This is a genomic window from Asticcacaulis sp. (genome assembly GCA_024707255.1).
Lineage (GTDB): Bacteria > Pseudomonadota > Alphaproteobacteria > Caulobacterales > Caulobacteraceae > Asticcacaulis.
The window spans coordinates 2192052-2211893 of the sequence record JANQAC010000001.1; the positions used below are offsets into that span (position 1 = coordinate 2192052).

20 protein-coding genes and 1 pseudogene are annotated in these 19842 nt (G+C 57.2%); 10 read left to right on the forward strand and 11 right to left on the reverse strand.

The window, feature by feature from the left end:
- The first annotated feature begins 110 nt into the window (after positions 1-110).
- From NVV72_10825 to NVV72_10845, 5 genes are all read left to right on the forward strand, one after another.
- A complete protein-coding gene (locus NVV72_10825; GenBank protein MCR6659808.1) occupies positions 111-998 on the forward strand; it encodes a hypothetical protein in 888 nt (295 codons plus the stop codon).
- A complete protein-coding gene (locus NVV72_10830; GenBank protein ID MCR6659809.1) occupies positions 995-1915 on the forward strand; it encodes a hypothetical protein in 921 nt (306 codons plus the stop codon). The genes NVV72_10825 and NVV72_10830 overlap by 4 nt, the downstream gene beginning before the upstream one ends.
- A gap of 268 nt (positions 1916-2183) precedes the next feature.
- The gene (locus tag NVV72_10835) at positions 2184-4199 is read left to right on the forward strand and encodes a hypothetical protein (protein ID MCR6659810.1); all 2016 of its coding nucleotides are present in this window, start codon (positions 2184-2186) and stop codon (positions 4197-4199) included.
- The gene (locus tag NVV72_10840; GenBank protein ID MCR6659811.1) at positions 4186-4329 is read left to right on the forward strand and encodes a hypothetical protein; all 144 of its coding nucleotides are present in this window, start codon (positions 4186-4188) and stop codon (positions 4327-4329) included. Before NVV72_10835 ends, NVV72_10840 begins: the two co-directional genes overlap by 14 nt.
- Positions 4326-4838: an asparaginase domain-containing protein gene (locus NVV72_10845; GenBank protein MCR6659812.1), complete on the forward strand. Its 513-nt coding sequence runs from the start codon at positions 4326-4328 to the stop codon at positions 4836-4838. Before NVV72_10840 ends, NVV72_10845 begins: the two co-directional genes overlap by 4 nt.
- 505 nt (positions 4839-5343) lie before the next feature.
- Here NVV72_10845 and NVV72_10850 read toward each other — a convergent pair.
- Complete coding sequence (locus tag NVV72_10850) at positions 5344-5925, reverse strand: hypothetical protein (GenBank protein ID MCR6659813.1); 582 nt, start codon at positions 5923-5925, stop codon at positions 5344-5346.
- 195 nt (positions 5926-6120) lie between these two features.
- On the reverse strand, positions 6121-7194 hold the full coding sequence (locus NVV72_10855; GenBank protein MCR6659814.1) for a site-specific integrase: 1074 nt from the start codon (positions 7192-7194) through the stop codon (positions 6121-6123).
- Between the two features lie 224 nt (positions 7195-7418).
- On the opposite strand from NVV72_10855, the pseudogene dusA reads away from it, so the two are divergent.
- A pseudogene (dusA, locus tag NVV72_10860) lies at positions 7419-8412 on the forward strand (tRNA dihydrouridine(20/20a) synthase DusA).
- Here the strand turns inward: dusA and NVV72_10865 are convergent.
- Positions 8396-8914, reverse strand: coding sequence for a TIGR02281 family clan AA aspartic protease (locus NVV72_10865; GenBank protein ID MCR6659815.1), 519 nt, complete (start codon positions 8912-8914; stop codon positions 8396-8398). The pseudogene dusA and the gene NVV72_10865 sit on opposite strands and share 17 nt — an antisense overlap.
- A 345-nt stretch (positions 8915-9259) precedes the next feature.
- Between NVV72_10865 and NVV72_10870 the strand changes: the two genes are divergently transcribed.
- Complete coding sequence (locus tag NVV72_10870; protein ID MCR6659816.1) at positions 9260-9394, forward strand: hypothetical protein; 135 nt, start codon at positions 9260-9262, stop codon at positions 9392-9394.
- Positions 9395-9502: 108 nt separating this feature from the next.
- On the opposite strand, the gene NVV72_10875 is transcribed toward NVV72_10870, so the two are convergent.
- From NVV72_10875 to NVV72_10895, 5 genes are all read right to left on the reverse strand, one after another.
- Positions 9503-9736, reverse strand: coding sequence for a hypothetical protein (locus tag NVV72_10875; protein ID MCR6659817.1), 234 nt, complete (start codon positions 9734-9736; stop codon positions 9503-9505).
- A complete protein-coding gene (locus NVV72_10880) occupies positions 9651-9878 on the reverse strand; it encodes a hypothetical protein (GenBank protein ID MCR6659818.1) in 228 nt (75 codons plus the stop codon). Before NVV72_10880 ends, NVV72_10875 begins: the two co-directional genes overlap by 86 nt.
- A gap of 248 nt (positions 9879-10126) precedes the next feature.
- Positions 10127-10510 (reverse strand): hypothetical protein, encoded by a 384-nt coding sequence (locus NVV72_10885; GenBank protein MCR6659819.1) that lies wholly within the window; start codon positions 10508-10510, stop codon positions 10127-10129.
- 224 nt (positions 10511-10734) lie between these two features.
- Positions 10735-12459, reverse strand: coding sequence for a methyl-accepting chemotaxis protein (locus tag NVV72_10890; protein MCR6659820.1), 1725 nt, complete (start codon positions 12457-12459; stop codon positions 10735-10737).
- A 244-nt stretch (positions 12460-12703) separates the two neighbouring features.
- Positions 12704-13813: a cell wall hydrolase gene (locus NVV72_10895; GenBank protein MCR6659821.1), complete on the reverse strand. Its 1110-nt coding sequence runs from the start codon at positions 13811-13813 to the stop codon at positions 12704-12706.
- Positions 13814-14459: 646 nt separating this feature from the next.
- On the opposite strand from NVV72_10895, the gene uvrB reads away from it, so the two are divergent.
- The 3 genes from uvrB (at position 14460) to NVV72_10910 (ending at position 18115) form a co-directional block, all read left to right on the forward strand.
- Positions 14460-16610: an excinuclease ABC subunit UvrB gene (uvrB, locus tag NVV72_10900; protein MCR6659822.1), complete on the forward strand. Its 2151-nt coding sequence runs from the start codon at positions 14460-14462 to the stop codon at positions 16608-16610.
- A gap of 291 nt (positions 16611-16901) precedes the next feature.
- Positions 16902-17306 (forward strand): hypothetical protein, encoded by a 405-nt coding sequence (locus tag NVV72_10905; protein ID MCR6659823.1) that lies wholly within the window; start codon positions 16902-16904, stop codon positions 17304-17306.
- A 143-nt stretch (positions 17307-17449) separates the two neighbouring features.
- The gene (locus NVV72_10910) at positions 17450-18115 is read left to right on the forward strand and encodes a hypothetical protein (protein MCR6659824.1); all 666 of its coding nucleotides are present in this window, start codon (positions 17450-17452) and stop codon (positions 18113-18115) included.
- A gap of 4 nt (positions 18116-18119) precedes the next feature.
- Here NVV72_10910 and NVV72_10915 read toward each other — a convergent pair whose 3' ends face one another.
- From NVV72_10915 to NVV72_10925, 3 genes are all read right to left on the reverse strand, one after another.
- Positions 18120-18539, reverse strand: coding sequence for a hypothetical protein (locus NVV72_10915; protein ID MCR6659825.1), 420 nt, complete (start codon positions 18537-18539; stop codon positions 18120-18122).
- A 65-nt stretch (positions 18540-18604) separates the two neighbouring features.
- A complete protein-coding gene (locus tag NVV72_10920) occupies positions 18605-19141 on the reverse strand; it encodes a DinB family protein (protein ID MCR6659826.1) in 537 nt (178 codons plus the stop codon).
- 40 nt (positions 19142-19181) lie between these two features.
- Complete coding sequence (locus NVV72_10925) at positions 19182-19733, reverse strand: hypothetical protein (protein MCR6659827.1); 552 nt, start codon at positions 19731-19733, stop codon at positions 19182-19184.
- Positions 19734-19842: the final 109 nt, after the last annotated feature.

Sequence of the window (19842 nt, forward strand, 5' to 3'; positions counted from 1 at the left end):
CGCGTTATTTCAAAGATTGACAAATCCTTACAGAGAGAGAAGTCTCATCTTAAGGTTGTCAGTGGGCGGAGGATGGCGCGGCTCAAATGCGATGCGTCCGGGAGGGGGAAATGGACATAGAAATCTGGAAAGAGGCCGCCCTGGAGGACAACCGCGGGCAGGTGTTCCTCGATAATCTGCGTCTCGATATAAATGCAGCGAACCTTGATCACGGTTCGCTCGTCGCCTTTTGCGAAGAGGTCAAAAGGCTTCCCGCAAAGATCGAACCCGGAAAGAAAAGCTATGTTGAGGTGGGGGAACAGGCGGTGCAAAACCGTGGCCTGTTCCTGCGCGGGCAGCGCGTACAGGATGTCGGCGACCCGAATGGAGTGCTGGGCACTGACATGTTGCTGACATTGATTCAGATAGACGAGTTTTCCGTAGACATACTGTTTGAAAAATCACTATGCCGGAGGTTTACAAAGCGCTCCCCTCAACCCGTCGACTACATCGAGGCACATTTGGCGGCGGGGCAGCCGCGGTCAGACAGGCGGGCCGGGCCGCATCTCCGGGGCGGTCGGCCCATGAAATGGCTGGCAGCGCCCTCCTGTCTGGTGACTGACAGCGGAAATGTATGCACTGTTGAGGACATCCGTGAGATTTTGGGCCTGATGGGATACGGAAGCGACGAATGGCTTTGCGTTCTGTCGGTACCGCTGACGGCCGTGGCGCACGACGTCAGAAAGCCAAATGCGTTCGATGGCGGGCTGAACATGATCTTCCGGTCGAATCCGGTCGCGGCAGAACCGTATGGCCGGGCGATAAATCTTAAAAATTATGAGAATGAGTACATTGAAGTGGTGAGTGGACCGATAGATTTCACACAGGTCGGCGAAGTCTTGCTGCATGGTCAGCTCAGCTCACGGTCGAGTGTTGCGTTTGCCGAGCTGACGAAAACGGTAGATTTACCGAAGACGCGTACATTTATCGAAACCGTTATCGGGAGCCTGGCGCCATGACGTTGATTGCCGATCACTGCTGGTACGATAGCGGACAACTGGCCGCAACCATTCATGACCTGTTACTGCATGGCCCGCCCGACGATGAGCGACGCCACACCCTGCCGATCTCCGTGGTCGGACGGGAGCTGGTGCATCCCGATCGTGTCCGGTTTCGGCGCAATATTGAAGGCGCCCTGTCGGACCTTCTGAGGGATGCCCTGCTAGGTGTATTCGATCCGTCCATTCGCGTGCCGATCTTCAGCCTGTCACGTCGGTTCACAAGTCAACGCATGGCACTGCTCATCCTGCTCTATCTGGAGGGCGAGTGGCAAAAGAACGGAAATGACGGCCTTGATCTGCTCATGGACATCCTGATCTCCGAGTTCCCGCGTGATGAAGTGCGGGCGCGGACGATCAACCTGGACTTCAATAGCCCGCTTAAGTCGTGGCTTCCTGAGATTTTTGTCGCAACTGCCAAATGTGCGCCCTCCAGCATTTCGATTGTCATGCGGCGTATGCAGGAGGCCGGCATCAGCGAGTTGTCGTCAGAGGTTGTGAGGTTCTTTGACGGCGAATTGTCTGTGCTGGATGTGGCCAATCTTCTTTGCGTCCTGGATCAGCCCACTGATATCAATGCCTTTGTGCGCGATTACGTTGGCGAGAGTGCATCATTCTTCATCGACCTGATGACTAACGCAAAGGGACCATTTGAGGCCGACGCGGTTATCGAGCATGGGGGCGGTGCCGGCGTTGAGGATGAGCGTGAAAAATACCTGACGATTGAGGTTCGTGACACGCGCGTTGGGGACCGGGTGCCGCTTCGGCTGTCGAGTGATCGGTATAAAATCATTTTCGATAGTTACGTGCATACTGAAATACACGAGAACTCGCCACTTACCGAGCTGGGAATCCGCTCGGTCGATGTTCCCAAATAGGAATGGCAATGGCACTGGAATCCGCAGTCGTCGACAAACAGATCATGTATTACTCTGACCTCGCGTCGAGAGTGCGGGAGGACATCGTCAAAATTCAGGAGGATCACGCCTTCCTGCTGAAAGGGGGCTTATCCAGAACGCGATCGATTTCACGGAAATCTACTCGTATTGCAACCAGACCTCCGCCCATTTTCTGTCGAAACATGCTGATGCGATATTCGAAGACGATGGCGGTCCGTCGATCCTTTATGAACTCCACGAGTTCATCATGGACGACTTTCTGTTTGACTCCCGCCAGAAGCGGGATCTGATCCTGCTTGACCCTTTCAAGGTCGAACTTCGAAATTTCTTGGAGACGATAACAAACCAACAAATCGTCAATGTCACGAACCGCATCTCGCGGCCCCATGAGCTCGACGCAATGCGTGCTTCGCCCCTCTTCGCCCGCATAGAGAGCCTGTCAGACCGTGTTCGCAACGAGTCATATAATCTGACGCCTGAGGAACTGGAATTCGTCAAAGCTTTTGTGCGTGAAAACGTTCCGAACTTTCTGCAGTCGGGCCCGCCGGATGTGCGCAGGCGACTGCATGATGTGTTCGAGCGTGGAAATGTCAGGCTGGGCGCCAATATTCGGGAACTGGTCGGTGACGGAGACACAGCGACCTATAAACGATGGTTCGATGCTCTCAATGAGGTTCGCAGTGACAAGACAGCGAACAACGCAGTCGATGCGAGTGCAATCTCGCTGATTTATGCGCTGAACGATTATTACCGTCGAAACCGCAGGGGTGAGGTTCGCTTCGTCCTCACCACTCGAAGCGAGCTGATGAACACGATTGCCTCGCATCCGGAAGAGCTTGTCCACTGGGCAGAGATTGGCGGCAATCCGATCCGCCACCCCAGGGCAGCGCTGGTCATGCTGGGCGACGACGCCGAGGTGGTTCATGCCGGTGACATCCGGCTCGGCCGCGTTCTTGAGAAATGGGGGCCCAGATGGCAGTTGGGCGAGGAATTGCGGGACCTTGACACTTCTCAGGCGCGTGGCTCACTGACACAGACGGAACTGGCGCGGCGGCGGCAGGCGCTGAAGGCGCATCATCTGGACACATTGCGCCGGGGATGGCAGGACTATATCGGGCTGAAGGTGTCGCGCTACGCTCTCGATAAGCGGCGGGCAGAGCCGAATATTCTGCGTATTCTGTCGGCCATCACCGATCAGGCCGAGTATCGCCGGTATGTCGTGCAGAGCCTGGACGACATGTTTGAGGCCATGACCATGTCTAAGGTCATGCTGCAACTGTATGATCAGCGGGAAATCGTGGATGCATTTAGCCGCGACCCCGGCGGCGAGCCCTCACAAAAGCGGGCGGCCGAGGACAGCCGCACAAAGATGATCGGCGAGCTTAAGCCCCTGACCCTGCGCATTGCCCATGGTCCCAGACTGCCGTTTTCAGTTTATATTTCCTACTCCCGTGTGTTGCATATGGCTGCCGAGGTTGGCGGGGATCCGCTGAAATTGCTTCCTGAACTCGGGGAGGAGGCGCTTCTGCCGTGGAAGCTGCCTATGGATGACGAGAACGATCAGCGGCAAATTTCTTACGAATGGTATTTGGTGGTTGCCTATACCGGAGCGGCGATAGGCGCATGGAAGTTCGCTATGCGCATTTGCGAATGGCTCACACACGAACTCGACGTTAACGTACTCAAAATTTCGAGGAAAAAGGCCGATGGAGCATTCGCAGAAATATATCACGAGGCCGCGTTATTCCGGGTTCGCTGTCTGAGGTACACGAGCTCGGAGGGGGCGAATCTGCGGGACGCGCATGAACTGGTGTCCGGTATCATCGAAAAAGCGCCAAAGGCTCGTCCGATGCGCGAGCGATACTTTGCCGAGCGCCTGAAGCTGCGGTACCTGATATTGACGTCGGACCTTGAGGCGGGGCGACAGGCTAAGGCCCGGCTGCAATTTGAGCCTAGGGATATCTTCGAACAAACAAACGACCACATCGAACGCAGCCGGAAGGCAGACGCCACTGAGGCGCTGTGCCAGAACTATAATAACAAAATCTATCACTGCCTTGAGCTTTACGAACATTTCAGAGCTTTTTATTCGCCCTCCGAGATCATAGCGGACATCGAGAAACTGGAGGCGCTGCTCGTCAGCCAGTTTTCCGACGATACAAGAGAATGGCCCGATAATTTTGTGGATACGGTCGCTTATTCGCGTCTTCGCCTGTGTATCCTTCTCGCCGGGGGGGGCGACGGGTTTCATGGAGGCGACTGAGTTTGCCTCGAAGATCCTGCATCCCTTGCAGGAGCTCGCTTCCCGTCCGCATCTCAGTGCGACGGATCAGACCGATTTTCGTTCACATGCCGCTGAAGCGGAGCAGTACTACGAAGGGATTGCAGAATGAGATTTATTTCTGTCATTACAACAGGCGGCACATTCGATAAGGGGTACAATATTCAACGCGAGCGACTGGATTTCAGCCTCGGATCCAGCATGAGCGATATTATGACCGCCTGTCATATAACTCACGCAGATCTGAATCCGATTAAGGAAATGGATTCTCTCGACATGCAGGATGCTGACCGGTCAGATATTGCACTCGCTGTCGAAAATGCGCCGGCTAAAGGAATCGTCATTGTGCATGGGACAGGCACGATGTTACTGACTGCCAATCACCTTTCCCAGCTAGGCATACCGGAAAAGGTCGTGGTTCTGACGGGGGCAATGACTCCATATCGCTATAGTGCGACGGAAGCGATGTGTAACTTTGGAATGGCAGTCGCAGCGGCCAGGTTACTGGAGCGACCGGGGGTCTATATCGCCATGCATGGCATGGTCGAGCCTTGGCAGACGGTCAGGAAGGTCAACGGAGTCTTTAGTGCTGAAAAGCCGCTGTCTGCGGAAGCTGGTTAATCCGGGCCCGGCGCGTTTGCCATTACTCCGCCGGCGGTCTGAGTTCAGTCGGGCGAGCCGATATTTTACAGGTTGGTGTAGATATGACGTCACCCCTTATTATTTGACTGCTCACGTATGGATGGGCCCCCGAGACGTAATTTGACCTTAGGCGGCGCACCTGGTCCCTGGGGCACCTGGCGTTGAATTGAACTAAGTTGGCGATAAATATAGCTCGCGGCGGCTTCTAACTTTCTGGCAAGGTGAGTCCCCCGATTAAGCTTAAGTCTTTTTGCCTTGCGATGTGTGCTTATAGCCAAAAGGCGGATTTGATACACGGCCCTAAGTGCCTCACGCACTAGGATTATATCAGGATTTGACCGCCACTCTGATAACCTGCCCTTAAATTTATCGAGATCGATTTCTGCTCCTATAAGGTCTCCCATTATGGCGTCGTATTTGTCTTTCCCGATGTCAACGCCTCCCCCGCCCCAAGTATAGCCACCTTTATGCGCACCCCGACGAGTCATTTCGCAGAATCCCGTTGATCGAAGACATAGTTGAGGATGGCGGCGCAGATCCTAATCTGTTCCAGCGCCCGATATGGTTCGAATAGAGTGAACGACCCATGCGCCAGAATATTTCTGGCATCGGGCAGTGTTTTCGCCAGGGTTTCTGAATATCGATTTTCGGCCGTCATTTTGAACCCTGGGATGCCAATAAATGCCGCATCACTCAACCAGCCCCGGTCAATAGCAAGTCGCATCAACTTGCCCAGCATGTACCGATCAAATTCGTGGCTTTCGAGCCTGGCCTTTTCACGCAAGCCATACTCAAGGGCCTGGAGTGCCTGAACATTGGAAACGACACCAAAGCGGTAAATGCAATAGGAGTACAAATAAAGATTTTTCGCTACTTCGAAGGTGACGCGCACTTCTTGCGGCACATGGTCGTAAAGAATGACGCCTTCAACGGAGGCATGATGATCGGTAAGGGACGGATCATTGTATTGGCCCGTCTCATCATCGAATTTCGTCAGGGTCATAATAGATCGCGGGTCTGGATCTGCGAGGCAGTCAACGGATCTGAGGCGATCAAGATCGTTCATTGTTAATCCACGTCCTCTGCGAGAGTATTTCCAAAGTCCGACATCAAAAGTGGCTCATCACTATTTCGGTAGTGGTCACGAATGCGGTCTTTGATTGCGTCAGTATACAATGGATTGTCCTCAGATTGATGTGTAGGTAACGCGACCCGGTATGTTGTAGCACTCTATAATTTGAGTTGAGAGCAGCGAGCTAATTTACATAACTTGGCTACTAACTTGACCAGCCCCGGCCTCGCCAAAATGTCCATCCCAGTCGTAGTCGACTGACGTCTGCGCCGGGAGGGATTTGGCGATGATGTGCAGGTGCTGTGGTCGCAGATGGGTATATCGCTTAAGCATTTTCCAGTCCTTATGTCCGGTAACAAGCGCAACCTGCGGAATTTCAAAGCCCGCCTCAAATAGGCGGCTCGTGCCTTCATGGCGGAAATCATGAAAATGAAGGTCTTCAATACCCAACGCTTTACAGGCGCGTCGGAACGCTGTTCCCACCGACTTGCCGTTGTATGGAAAAATACGCGCATGGTTGCCGTCCGCTGACCGCCGTTGTTCTTCAATAAGCTTCCAGGCGTCATAACCGCTCACAGAGAGGAGAGGGATAGTTTGATGATTACCCCTTTTTTCCTTTGGGTCTTTACGATCCCTGATCGTGAGCGTTCTCATTCTTGGTGTCAGGTCCGCCCAGGTCACTCGGCAGATTTCCTCCTGTCGCATCGCTGTTGCGATAGCGAAGCAAATGATCCGGTCCATCGGAAAGCATGTGCTACCAACTGTCTGAAAATATTTGAGCAGAGAGACGATTTCACCATCGGTCGGTCGCCGATCTCTCTCCTTACCTTTGCCGACAAGGCCTAGCCTGCTTAATGCGATGCGAGCCATGTCCACGTGCTCCACGGTGGTGGGAATTCCATGGATCGCCGCAGCGTGAGACAGAATGGTTCTTATGTACCCGATATCAATGCTGAGCGTCGCAGGCCCGGCGTCTTCATCTGCGCGCGCCCTTCCAAATTGGATTATGCGCTCCCTGTCGAGACTTTCGAACGGGATGCTACCCAAGGCCTTTTTCAATTGCACCATGCTGAAAGCCTTCGAGCGCCCAATTTCTTTGCCCACAGACTTCATATCTGCCAGGTGAAGGTCTATAAGGCCGCCGAATGTTTTGATGCCCGCAACATTCTTTTGCGTGGGCGTCTTCCCATTGTCGATCTCACATTCCACCCGCCTTGCCCATGCTTCGGCATCATGACGCAAAAGGAAGGTTTCGCTGAGCACATGTCCGCGTCGTCGGACCTGCGCCCGCCACCGTCCAGATTTTCGTCTCGTAAAAGTGGCCATGTGCCGCGCCGATGGGTGCAAAACGGGTGCAGTGAGAGAGGGTAGGTGGTAGTATTGGGCCGTTTTTTAGAGCGAATACGGGTGCAATCGTTCTCCTTTTAGTCTCTGATTGTATTGAAAAAATGATTAAAAATCAAGCCTCTATATTCAGCGTTGCGCCCATGATGGACTGGACGGACCGGCATTGCCGCGCCTTCCATCGCACCCTGACGCGTCAGGCATTGCTCTATACGGAAATGGTCACCACCAAGGCGGTGATCCATGGGGACCGCGAGCGCTTGCTGGGCTACAGCGAAGTTGAGCATCCCGTGGCTTTACAGCTTGGTGGTTCCGAGCCGGGTGAACTGGCGAGTTGCGCGAAAATTGCCCAGGACTGGGGCTATGATGAGGTCAATCTCAATTGCGGCTGCCCGTCTGACCGGGTGCAGTCCGGGGCTTTCGGCGCCTGTTTGATGCGCGAACCGCAACTGGTGGCCGATTGCATGCAGGCCATGATCGAGGCGACCAAGCTGCCCGCGACCGTCAAATGCCGCATTGGCGTCGATGATCAGGCACCGCGCGACAGCCTGTTCGCGCTGGTGGAGGCTTGCGAAAAAGGCCGGTGTGACGTCCTTCGCCGTCCATGCCCGCAAGGCCTGGCTGAAGGGCCTGTCGCCCAAGGAGAACCGCGATGTCCCGCCGCTCGATTATGAGCTGGTCTATGAACTGAAGCGCGCCAAGCCGCACCTGACCATCGCCATCAATGGCGGTATCGGTAACCTGGAAGAAGCGCAGGCGCATCTGGCCCAAGGCGTTGACGGTGTCATGCTCGGCCGCGCGGCCTATCATGAGCCGGCCTTACTGGGGCAGGTGGATCGTCTGTTCTTCGGCGCCGAAGCCGATATTGGCCCCTTCGAGGCCCTGGAAGCTTACCGTCCTTACATGGCCGGGCAACTGGCGATCGGCGTGCCGCTGTCGCACATGACGCGCCATATGCTGGGCGTCATGCACGGCCTGCCGGGGGCAAGGGCTTTCCGCCGCATCATGACGGTCGATTCCATCTATCCGGGCGCCGGCCTGGAGGTTGTCGACCGGGCGATACTGGCGGTACGCGAAGCGCTGGCGGCGGTCGAAGCGCGCCGCGAAAGCTACGAACAGCTTAAGGATGCAGGATAAGGCTTGACGGCGTCGCCTCGAAGCGTGACAGCCGGCCGAGATAGCTCATGCCGAGCAATGATGTTGTCAGTCCGTCCTTGACAACCATGGCGTCGACATTGCGCACCGTGCTCTGGCCGATCCCGACCACGCTGAGATTGACCGTCGCGGCATAGGTCTTGCCATTGGCGGTGGTGACTTCACGATCATAGGTCAGGCTTTTGGCGTCAAAACCGAGACGTTGGGCGTCGGCCGGAGTGAGCGCAACGACCGTGGCGCCGGTATCGACCAGGAAGCGCACGGCGCGGGTATTGACGGTCGCATTGGCCCAGAAATGGCCGTCCTTTGCCTTTGGAATGGCAGTAACGTGTGTATCTGTGGTTGTGCCTGCATCGATGGGGCTGGCAGATTCGGTCGTGGCGAGATCGGCCTGGGGCGTGTGCAGGCCGAGCGACAGAACGCCCGTGCCGGCCAGGACGGCGCAGAAGACGGCGCTGCCCAAAACGATCGCTGACTTGAACATGAACTGACACTCCGCGCCATTCCGGCCAGAACCAGCCGGAGAGTCGTTTTGACCCTGTACGCATCCTATTCGAAGAGGGTTGCTTTATGATGAATCAAATGAAAAGACCGCATTCGTGAAAATTAATAAATCAAAGGCGCGTCATCAAAAATTAAAACCATTAAAAACATATAGATACATGTAAATTATAAAATAATTTATTCCGTGTTCGGATTAGTTCTTGCAATGGGGGAATTTTCTGGCATAGTTAACTCACGACGCGACGACGACTGAGAGGGTGGAAACCCCTGCGAGCTGCGCCGCGTCTTCTGGTCCATTCATGCATTTGGAAAAGGAGACGCAACCATGCAAGACCAAGACAAGAAGCAACACGCCATGACTTCCTTCGCCCTGTTCGGCGGGCTTTTCGGGAGTCCGCGCAGCAAGGAATCCCGCGCGGTCAGTCGTCCGCAGGACTTCAAGCCGATCAATCGTAAGTAGGTGAAAGGCGATATGCCTTTTACCTGACCTGAAATGCAAACCCCCTCGTGAGCGATCACGAGGGGGTTTGTCTTAAGTCGGAAAGCCTTCAGGCCATTTGCTAAGGTTTTAGTTGGCGGCTAGCTTGACGCCGGCCTTGGCTTCGGCGGCGGCCATGTTCGGACTGGACTTGTTGACCTTCGTGGTGGCGCCCGAACCGTCGGCGCCAAACTTGGCCGACAGTTCGACCCAGTAGAGGCCATCGGCGGCCAGGAAATTATACTTGTAATCGACCTGGTAGCTGCCGGCGCGGAATTCGCAGGATCTCGATGTTGACCATCTGTTTGCCGGTAACGGCGACAACCTTGGATACGGCGGTTTTGGCGACGCCGGCGGCGAGCATACCGGCGGTGGCTTCCTGGTCATCCGAGCAGGGGGAGGCGTGGGCGGCGGCGGCCGAAAGGGTCAGGATGGCAGCGGCAGCGAAAAGGGTCTTCTTTATCATTTTGTTTCTCTCCTTGAGGTTCTTCAGGGTAAGACCAATGTTATACGAGAGAGGAAAACATTCAGTTAAATCAGACGGAAAGGCTTTCTTAAGGAAGTTTAACGGCAATGGCCGCGACGCCTTGAAGTCAAACAGGCGAAGGGTTAATGGCCGGGCGCCGACTGAAGAGGCACAAAAAAAGATGCGGAATCAAATCCGCATCTTTTTCATTTTCCGCAAATATGAAGGCTTGAGCCTTCCTGTCAGCCTTAGTTGGCGGCGAGCTTGACGCCGGCCTTGGTCGAAGCAGCGGCCAGGTTCGGGCTCAGGCCGCTGAACTTCATGTCGGCGACCTGGCCGCCGGAAACCTTGGCGGTGCCGGTGACCCAGTACAGACCGTCCGAACCGATGACGTTGAACTTGAATTCCGAAACCAGGGCGCCGCCGGCGGCGTCGCAGGTTTCGAGGTTGATCATCTTCTTGGTCTGGGTCGGCACGACCGGGGCGATCTTGGCGCTGGCGGCGGTGGCGATGGCCTTGCCGACCATGGTTTCCTGGCCTTCATCGCAGTCCGCGAAGGCTTGGGTGGTGACGAGGGCGAAGGAGAGAGCGAGGGCGCCGGCCAGGAGGGCCTTGGAGGTCGAGGTTTGCATTTTGCAACTTTCACGCAGGTTTTTACAACAGGGTTCTGAGGGGCCAGGAGGAGGTTCTGTCAGGCCCGTACAAACTGTATACGACCGAAGGTTTAATATCGCGTGAATCATCCCGCAGTGCAATATGGTTAAAATTCCATTAAAAAACGGAGACACTTTTCGGTGTCTCCGTTTTATTTTTTCGGCTTCATGCCTGCGGGCCATGCAGGCTCTTCGGCGGTGTTTTAGGCGGCGGTCAGTTCCGCAAGGAAGCGGCGGATATTTTCGCTCATCGCTTCGGTGCGCTGGGTCAACTGGTTGGCGGCGCCCAGCATTTCCGTCGACGCCTTTTCGGTATCGGCGGCGGAGGCGGACAGTTGCGAGACCGAGGACGAGGCCATCGAGGTGCCGTCCGAGGCTTCGTTGACGTTGCGGGCGATTTCGTTGGTGGCGTCGCCCTGCTGGTGGACCGAGTCGGCGATGGACGAGGCGATTTCGTTCATGTGCTTGATCGTCTCGCCGATGCCCTTGATGGCGTTGACGCCGTTCTGCGCTGCGGCCTGGATATCCTTGATGCGCTCGCGGATCTCGTCGGTAGCCTTGGCGGTTTGCTGGGCCAGCGACTTCACTTCCGAGGCGACGACCGCGAAACCCTTGCCGGCTTCACCCGCACGGGCGGATTCGATGGTGGCGTTCAGGGCCAGCAGGTTGGTCTGCTGGGCGATGGCGTTGATGAGGTCGACCACTTCGCCGATCTGATCGGCGGCGCGGCTGAGTTCGGCCATGGAATCGTTGGTGCGGTCGGCTTCTGAAACGGCTTCGGCGGCGATTTCAACCGAACGAACCGCCTGGTCGCCGATGACGCCGATCGAGGCCGACAGTTCGGTGGTGGCCGAGGCGACGTTCTGGACGTTGTCGGCAGAATTGCGGATGGAGCCGACGGCGTCCTGCGAGCGGCGCTCGTTTTCCGGGCGATGGTCAGCAGGGTGCGACCGTTGGCGTCGAGATCGGAGGCGGCATTGCTGAGCGCGTCGAGCATGTCCTCGGGCTTCGTGGCGGAAGCGTTCGGCCAGTTCGGCCATCTGGCGGGCGCGTTCCTCGCGGGTCTTGGAGGTGGCGGCCTCGATCGCCATCAGGCGTTCCTTTTCCTCGGCGTTCGACTTGAAGACGTTGAGGCTGTCGACGACCGACTTCAGTTCATCGCGGCGGGCGAGGGCGGAGATATCGACATTCAGGTTGCCGTTGGCCAGTTCTTCTGTGGTCTTGGCAATGCGGTTGATGCCGGTGACGGTAACGCGCGAGAAGACGAAGGCGATGGCGCCGGAGACGCAGGCCATGATGACGGCGAAGATGGTCAGGAAGCTGATGCCGGCGGTCTGGGCGGCCTTGGCGTCCGTGGCAGCCTTGGTAGCGGCGGCCACATTTGCCTTGATCAACTGATCGCTGATATCCGACATCTTGGCGTAGCCGTCATCGAACTGAGCCATCATCGGACCGACCGAGGCGAAGTCGACATCCATAACTGAGCCGGCGAATTCGACGGCTTCCTTGTAGGTCTTCACTTCCTTGGCGAGGTCGGCCAACAGCTTCTTCTGCGCCGGATCGGTGGCCTTGCCGCCATCAGCCTTGACGCGGGTTTCGATCTTGCCGAGATCCTCGGTGACCTTGGTGACGGTGGCCGAGGCATTGGCCGACGGGTCGGTGGCCTTCTTGGTCAGGGCGTTATAGAGCTGGCCATTGGCTTCCTTGATCGAGGACTTGATGTCGCCCAGTTCGACAACCTGCGGCAGGGCGCGGTTATTGATGTCGTCGATGGTCTTGCCCTGGCCGTTCATGACATAGATGGCGCCGAAGGCCAGCACGGCCATCAGTGCGGTGGCGACCGCGGCAGGCGCCATGAATTTTACGGTAAACGACAGGTTCGAGAGCTTGAATCCGCCGGTCGGATTAGCGGTACTGGGTTTCGTCATTTTTGGCCCCTGACAAACTTTGAATAGGATTAAGGCGTTGAATTTCTTTCAGACTGTCTCATCCATTCATCGCATACAGGCGCGCAAACGCCGGCGGCGACTCATGGTTAAGATGAGCCTTTGCGCCAACCTGTCAGATTAAGGTTGTTGAAATCCTAACGGCCTGTCCGGGAACACAGAAAAGACAAAAAAAGCGCGCCAACCGCTCTGGTTGGCGCGCTTTTCGGATAGGTTGGGGAATTTTTTACTGGCCAGTTTCCTTTGCGGGGGCCTTGGCAGGCCCGACCGGCGCGGGCGCCTTGGTGGTGGCGACCTCGGCGATGATCTCCTGGGCCGACTTGCCGTGGATTTGCGCCGAAACCTGGACAGGCTTTTGTGTGGCGTCGGCCTCGGATTTAGCCGTGGATTTCAGCGACTGGGCGTTCAACATGGCCACGGTCTGGCTGTCGAGCGCCTGTGTCTTGGCGTTGGCCTGCGGCGTTTCGGCGGCTGTTGCCGGCGCATCCGAAGGCCGGACGGCGTCGAGCGTGTTGGCGATGCGCGAACCACGGCCGCGGAACTGATAGAAGATATGCGAGCCGATTTGGGCCACGCGCTCCATGGTGGCGCCCCAGCCGGGCTTGACGCCGGTGGTGTGGAAGCTGGTCGAGGTGCCGACCGAGGTCATGACATAACCATTGAGCGCGGCGTCAGCCACCGTCTTGGCGCGGCGCCGGGCCCAGCTTTCAACCGGCGCGCCCATGGCGCCATTGCAGACGAAGCTGAACTGGCAGGAGGTGCGCTGGTAGGCCCCCTGATAGACGACGCCGCAGATGGTTTTGGGGTAGGCGGGGTGGCGGACGCGGTTCAGGATGACCTGGGCAACGGCACGCATTCCGTCGACGCCTTCGCCGCGCGCTTCATAATAGACGGCCTGGGTCAGGCAGTCGGAATCGCTGCGATTGGCGTTCTTGAATTTCATGGCCGCTGCGGCACGGATGGCGGGTGCGCTTACCGTCTGGGCATCCAGGGGCGCGGCGGGGGCGATATTGCTGGCCAGGACGATTTTGGCGTCAGGGAGATCGCGCTGGTTGCGGGCATCGTCGGAGATGCGCATGGCGGTCAGGTTCTGGGCGAGCAGGCTGTTATCGGTGCCCGTGCCGGCATATTGCGAAAAACGCATGGCGATATTGAGCGCGCTTTGATCAACCTTTCCGGCCGCATCGAGCGTCTGCATGTCGAGCTTGCCATCGCGTGCCACCATCATCAGGCGGGCAGCGTCCTTCGGCGCGCTGCCGTCGTGAGCCAGGTGGCTGCCCAGGCAGGCAGCGCCGACCGACGCGCCAACCAGGAGGCCCACTGCACTCGCTGCCATGAGGGCGCGCATACGATAGCGCGCAATCGAAATGGGTATCAAGACTATCTGGTCCTCTGTGACAAGGGCGTTACGTGCCCTCCGGGAAAGCCCTGTGGTGTTAGGAATGCACGCTTACTCAATGCAATTAACAGACCAAAGACTCACGCCAGCAGGACAGATAGGACCCGCTGGGCAGGCCGCTATCTAGGAGGCAATTGTGGCGGAAATGTGTTCGTTTTGTGCGGATGCTTGGCGAGCGACAGTTATGCTCTGGAGCTTATAAGAAAATCATGCGAATTGATTGCAGCTTAAAATCTTTTTATTGACAGGAAAAGCCAAGTAATTTTCCGATAGATTATCGGTAATATGAAATCTTTATTATTTGGAATTGCTTTATAGTCAAATTCATATTCTGAAAAGCTTAATTTAACGAAACATTAAAACCCCGTCTTAACAGATTTTCGGGCGCCTTTCCGTCCGCGTAAAGATCGATTGCCAAAATAACCGGCTGGAATCCCAAAAAAAATGCCGCCTGTATGATGACTCCGCTGACAAGTTCTGGCGCCGTAATGCGGCAAAACGGCGTTATCGGCCGGCCGTTTGACGCGCCGCAAAACTTTTATGCGCCCCTTTCATTTTTTTTGTCTCCCCTTATGTTACGTTCATGAGCCGTTCTCCCCAAACTCCCGGTTTTTCCGATAATTCCGGCGCCTTTGTTGCCGACTTCGCCCATACGCCTGTCACCTGGGTGCCACACAAGCCGGAACGGCCGGAAAAATCGGAAGGTGGCCGGAAATTCCGTCTCGCCGCGCCCTATGAGCCGGCCGGCGACCAGCCGACCGCCATCGCCGACCTGATGGCGGGGATCAATGCCCACGAGCATGATCAGGTGCTGCTCGGCGTCACCGGTTCCGGCAAGACCTTCACCATGGCCAAGATCATCGAACAGACCCAGCGCCCGGCCCTGATCATGGCCCATAACAAGACCCTGGCCGCCCAGCTCTACAGCGAGTTCAAGGCGTTCTTCCCGGATAATGCGGTGGAGTATTTCGTCTCCTATTACGATTATTACCAGCCGGAAGCCTATGTGCCGCGCACCGATACCTTCATCGAGAAGGACTCCTCGATCAACGAGCAGATCGACCGGATGCGCCATTCGGCCACCCGTGCCATTCTGGAACGCGACGATGTGATCGTGGTCGCTTCGGTCTCCTGCATCTACGGCATCGGTTCGGTCGAGACCTATACGGCCATGACCTTCGACCTGACCGTCGGCCAGACGATCGACGAGGGGCAGTTGCGCGCCGACCTGGTGGCCCTGCAATACAAGCGCAACGACCAGGCGTTCGAGCGCGGCACCTTCCGCCGGCGCGGCGATGTCATCGAAATCTTCCCGGCCCACTATGAAGACCGCGCCTGGCGCATCAATATGTTCGGCGACGAGATCGAGAGCATCCAGGAATTCGATCCGCTGACCGGCAAGAAGATGCAGGACCTGAAAGAGATTCGCGTTTACGCCGCCAGCCACTATGTCACGCCGCGCCCGACACTCAACCAGGCGGTCAGCCGCATCAAGGCCGAACTGAAACAGCGGCTGGAGCAGCTTCATGCCGAGGGCAAGCTGCTGGAGGCCCAGCGCCTGGAGCAGCGCACCACCTTCGATCTTGAAATGATCGAGGCGACGGGCGCCTGCGCCGGCATCGAAAACTATTCACGTTACCTGACCGGACGCGGTCCCGGCGAACCGCCGCCGAACTTCTTCGAATATATGCCGGAAAACGCCCTGTTGTTTGTCGATGAAAGTCACGTTTCAGTGTCGCAGATCGGCGGCATGTATCGCGGCGACTTCGCGCGCAAGTCGATCCTGGCCGAATACGGTTTCCGTCTGCCGTCCTGCATGGATAACCGCCCGCTCAAGTTCGAAGAATGGGACGCCATGCGGCCGCAATCCATCTATGTGTCGGCCACGCCCGGCAAATGGGAGATGGAGCGCACCCGGGGTGTTTTTGCCGAGCAGGTCATTCGCCCCACCGGCCTGATCGATCCGCCCGTCGAGATCCGTCCGGTCCACAAGGACAATTTCAGCCAGGTCGATGACGTGATCGCCGAGGTGCGCGAGGTGGCGAAGCAGGGCTATCGTTCGCTGGTGACTGTGCTCACCAAGAAGATGGCCGAAAACCTGACCGACTATATGCACGAGCAGGGCATCCGCGTCCGCTACATGCACTCCGACATCGACACGCTGGAGCGTATCGAGATCATCCGCGACCTGCGCCTGGGCGCCTTCGATGTGCTGGTCGGCATCAACCTGCTGCGCGAAGGGCTCGATATTCCCGAATGCGGCTTTGTCGCCATTCTCGATGCCGACAAGGAAGGCTTCCTGCGTTCGGAAACCTCATTGATCCAGACCATCGGCCGGGCGGCGCGCAATGTCGATGGCCGGGTCATCCTCTATGCCGACAAGATGACCGGTTCGATGGAGCGCGCGCTGGCGGAAACCAATCGCCGCCGCGAAAAGCAACTCGCCTATAATGCCGAGCATGGTATCACGCCGGAATCGGTCAAGCGCGGTATCGCCGATATTCTCGACAGCCCGTATGAAAAGTCCGATCGTGTCCAGGTGCCCATGGGCGTGGCTGAGAAGGATGCCAAGCCGTTTCTCGGCTCCAACTTCCAGGCGACGCTGCGCGATCTCGAAGCAAAGATGCGCGAGGCGGCCGGCAATCTCGAATTTGAGACCGCCGCGCGCCTGCGTGACGAGATCAAGCGGCTCAAGACGCTCGATCTGGAATTTGCCAGGGGACATGCTGGATAACGCGTAATTCGTTCATACCGGAAGTGTGGAAACGTCCAGTCTGAATAGCGTTATATATGAGCAACGCCTGTGGACAAATCATGCGCTTTTGACGCATTCACGCCACATTCCCACTGGATTTTTATTTGATTTCGAGAGACCCTTCAGTGTGGGCTGCCAGAGTGTGCCGGGATGACTGGCGCAAAAATGGACGGTTCGGGCTGGCATTCTTCTTGCACAGCTTGACGCTTGAGACATATGGTTGTCTTTGAACACTGACTCGTGTTGCGTTTGTCAAATGGGGTTAATGAGATGCGTAGGACTAGATTAAATGTGGTGCCGCCGGTCTCCAAGGAGGTCGCTTTAGGGGCAAATCCGGCGCCGAAGGAAATCGCCCTCGGTCAGATGATTGATGGCGACAAGGTGATGAGCCTGCCTACGCCGGTCACCCACAAGGCCAGTTTCCCCGAAGACGTGGCGCAGGTCCGTGAAACCCGCACCCAGCGTGTCCGGCGTTTGCAGGAAGAAGCCCGCGCGCTGGCCCGCGAGCAGATCGCCGAGTTTGAAGTCCTGCTCGATGCCACTGCCAAGGCGGCGCTCGAAATCGCCGATGGGGGCGAGGTCTATTCGATCGGCGCCCGCGAAATCTGCCGGCGTCTGGCCGATGAACTGCCGCGCACCCTGCAAACCCTCCAGGTCATTTCCCGGAAGCGCTAGGTGAGGCGCCAGGCACTGATCTAAAAATTCCCCAGAAACCGTTTATTAGACTGGTGCATGGGAGGATTTTCCCATAGTCTTTCTCCTTCCGCGGCCGGAAACCTGATGTTCCGTGCCCACGGAAACGATTGCGATGCGCGATCATGCGAGACGGACGGGAAAGCGAAGAGATGCTCCAGGTCAATACAGGCGTTATGAGCCGTCTCGTCCTGCTGGCAGGTGTGGCCGTGCTGTCAGGTTGTCACAAGAAACCGGAAACACCGCCGCCGCCCGTAATTGCACCGGTGCCGGTGGCTGCCCCCAAACCGCCGCCGCCTCCCCCGGCGCGCAAGCCCGGCCTGTGGCAGACGACCGTTTCGGAAGAAGGCAGCCCGGAAAAACCGCAGGTGCTCAAAATCTGTATCGATGCTGTCACCGACCAGCACCTGGGCATCCTTGGCACTGACCTGTCCGGCGATACCTGCACTGCCAAGACCTTCAGTCCGCAAGGCGAGGGCAATTGGGGCGTGCTGGCCGAATGCGCCATGGGCGCCGGTGTCGTGACCGAATATTCCGGTTCGGTCACCGGTGATTTCAACAGCCATTATGACATGACTGTCCGTTCGCAAACCACGGGCGGCAGCCAGATGAACCGGGTCACTAATTATGTGGTCAACTCGAAGCGTTTGGGCGCCTGTGCCGCCGATCAGAAACCGGGTGACGTCATCAATGATGGCGTCAAGATGAACCTGTTCGGCATGGCCGGCGTCGATCGCGGTGGTGCGAAAGCTCCGGCGTCGGAAGCGCCTCCGCCGGATGTGGTGGATTAAGGTTTTACGCCAGCCAGGCTTTCGGGTTCGGTATCGGACGCTGATGCAGCAGGTGGTTGAACCCCATCACCGCGCGGCCGACCGTATAGCCCAGGCAAAACAGCAGCAGGAGCAGCATTATAGTCGTGATCGCCGGTGCGGTGATATGGTTCTTCTGTACGAAGGTATAGGCCACCGCGTTCAGCAGGACCGGGCCTATGCCGTACCAGAAGGTGCGCTTCTGGAATTCGTAATGGCTCCTGATCCAGTCCGGCGCCTTGTCCTCGGCGAAATTGGCCACCAGCATGGCCAGGAGCGCGGTCAGGCCAAAGGTCATGATCGTGAACAGGATCAGCAGATAGTTGAGATAGGCGGTCAGGCGCGGATCAGCCAGAAAGGCTTTCAGGCCGCTCAGGGTCGTTTCGGCAGGGGGCTTGGCGGTCATTTCGATCTATCCGGCTGGCTTTCCCCGGAGCCTAGTACGGCGGGGCGTATACCGCAATGCAATATTCAAATCTCGATGTTCGGCACCAGCGGTGCCAGGTCGGTGACGCCAATATCCAGGCCGATCTGGCTGAGCAGGGTGGTGATCTGGCCGCGGTGGTGGGTCTGGTGGTTGAAGACGTGGCTGAGAAGCAGGCCGGTCGTTTTCGTGAAGGGCTGGCCGCTGCTGTTACGATAGCTGAGCGGCGCGGCGATATCGGCATCGCTCAATTGATCGATGAAGCGGATATAGAGGGCATCCAGGGTCTCGCGCACCGGCTTCAATTCGGCGAGGGTGGGGTAGAGCAGGTCGGCCAACCTTGTCGGCTTTGGCAGGGCATCGAGCGGCGCCAGAACTTCGCCATAGGGCTGCGGCCGGAAACGATTGAGCCACATCAGGTCGGCGACAATCAGATGGTTCAGTGTGCCGAGCACCGAGCCGAAAAAGGCCCCGCGCGGCGCCAGCAGTTCGGCATCCGGCAATGGCGCAATGACCGCGATCAGGCGCTGGTTCATGACGCTGTTATAGGTCGCCATCAGGCGCAGGTGGTCTTTGTAGTGCATGGCTCCAGCCTATCTCAGGCCGGAGCCATGCCGCAACAGCTTAGTTGAGGGCAGCCATCTGGCTGTTGGTCTTGCTTTCGGCGATCAGATCGGTGACGAGTTGCTCGATATTGGCCTTGATTGCGCCTTCGTTAGCCAGTTGCAGGCGCTTCACACCCATAAAGGCGTCGCTCATCTTGGCGGTGTAGGGGGTGGCGACATCCTTGGTCCAGACCACGTTTCCGGCAGTATCGGTCAGGGTATATTTCACGGTTGCCGTGACGGTCATATCCAGGCCCATCATCGGCTGCTTGAGTTGGACAAGCTGTGCCGAAAGATTGAAGCGGGCGTTTTCGGTGGCCAGCATGGTATTAGCCGCCAGGCTTTGGCGCAGGGCCTCGGCGAAATCCTCGTTCGAAACGTTGGATACCCACATCGGATTGGTTGTCTTGCCGCCGGTCACGGTCGGGGCGGCAATGGCGTGATTGAGTGAGGACGTGCTGTCGATCAGGCTTTGCTGCGTGACGGCCACGGCCATGGCGCCTGGATTGGATGCCGACGCGCAGCCAGAAAGGATAAGGCACGCCGCAGCCGCGCCGAGAAACTTTTTCATGATGTCCCCCCGAAGGTTTATAGGTAACAAAATACTACATTCCACTACCTCCGGTTATTGTCAACCGGGTTCTTTGCGTTTAGAAGCGAGGGAGCCGACATATTATATC

Excerpts from the sequence above, each read along its gene's own strand:
- NVV72_10880 (MCR6659818.1), bottom strand. The coding sequence starts at position 9,878 with ATGATAAAGAAGACCCTTTTCGCTGCCGCTGCCATCCTGACCCTTTCG.
- NVV72_10845 (MCR6659812.1), top strand. The coding sequence starts at position 4,326 with ATGAGATTTATTTCTGTCATTACAACAGGCGGCACATTCGATAAGGGG.
- uvrB (MCR6659822.1), top strand. The coding sequence starts at position 14,460 with ATGAGCCGTTCTCCCCAAACTCCCGGTTTTTCCGATAATTCCGGCGCC.
- NVV72_10905 (MCR6659823.1), top strand. The coding sequence starts at position 16,902 with ATGCGTAGGACTAGATTAAATGTGGTGCCGCCGGTCTCCAAGGAGGTC.
- NVV72_10840 (MCR6659811.1), top strand. The coding sequence starts at position 4,186 with ATGGAGGCGACTGAGTTTGCCTCGAAGATCCTGCATCCCTTGCAGGAG.
- NVV72_10835 (MCR6659810.1), top strand. The coding sequence starts at position 2,184 with ATGGACGACTTTCTGTTTGACTCCCGCCAGAAGCGGGATCTGATCCTG.
- NVV72_10850 (MCR6659813.1), bottom strand. The coding sequence starts at position 5,925 with ATGAACGATCTTGATCGCCTCAGATCCGTTGACTGCCTCGCAGATCCA.
- NVV72_10825 (MCR6659808.1), top strand. The coding sequence starts at position 111 with ATGGACATAGAAATCTGGAAAGAGGCCGCCCTGGAGGACAACCGCGGG.
- NVV72_10830 (MCR6659809.1), top strand. The coding sequence starts at position 995 with ATGACGTTGATTGCCGATCACTGCTGGTACGATAGCGGACAACTGGCC.
- NVV72_10920 (MCR6659826.1), bottom strand. The coding sequence starts at position 19,141 with ATGCACTACAAAGACCACCTGCGCCTGATGGCGACCTATAACAGCGTC.
- NVV72_10915 (MCR6659825.1), bottom strand. The coding sequence starts at position 18,539 with ATGACCGCCAAGCCCCCTGCCGAAACGACCCTGAGCGGCCTGAAAGCC.
- NVV72_10885 (MCR6659819.1), bottom strand. The coding sequence starts at position 10,510 with ATGCAAACCTCGACCTCCAAGGCCCTCCTGGCCGGCGCCCTCGCTCTC.
- NVV72_10925 (MCR6659827.1), bottom strand. The coding sequence starts at position 19,733 with ATGAAAAAGTTTCTCGGCGCGGCTGCGGCGTGCCTTATCCTTTCTGGC.
- NVV72_10890 (MCR6659820.1), bottom strand. The coding sequence starts at position 12,459 with ATGACGAAACCCAGTACCGCTAATCCGACCGGCGGATTCAAGCTCTCG.
- NVV72_10910 (MCR6659824.1), top strand. The coding sequence starts at position 17,450 with ATGCGAGACGGACGGGAAAGCGAAGAGATGCTCCAGGTCAATACAGGC.
- NVV72_10895 (MCR6659821.1), bottom strand. The coding sequence starts at position 13,813 with ATGGCAGCGAGTGCAGTGGGCCTCCTGGTTGGCGCGTCGGTCGGCGCT.
- NVV72_10870 (MCR6659816.1), top strand. The coding sequence starts at position 9,260 with ATGCAAGACCAAGACAAGAAGCAACACGCCATGACTTCCTTCGCCCTG.
- NVV72_10865 (MCR6659815.1), bottom strand. The coding sequence starts at position 8,914 with ATGTTCAAGTCAGCGATCGTTTTGGGCAGCGCCGTCTTCTGCGCCGTC.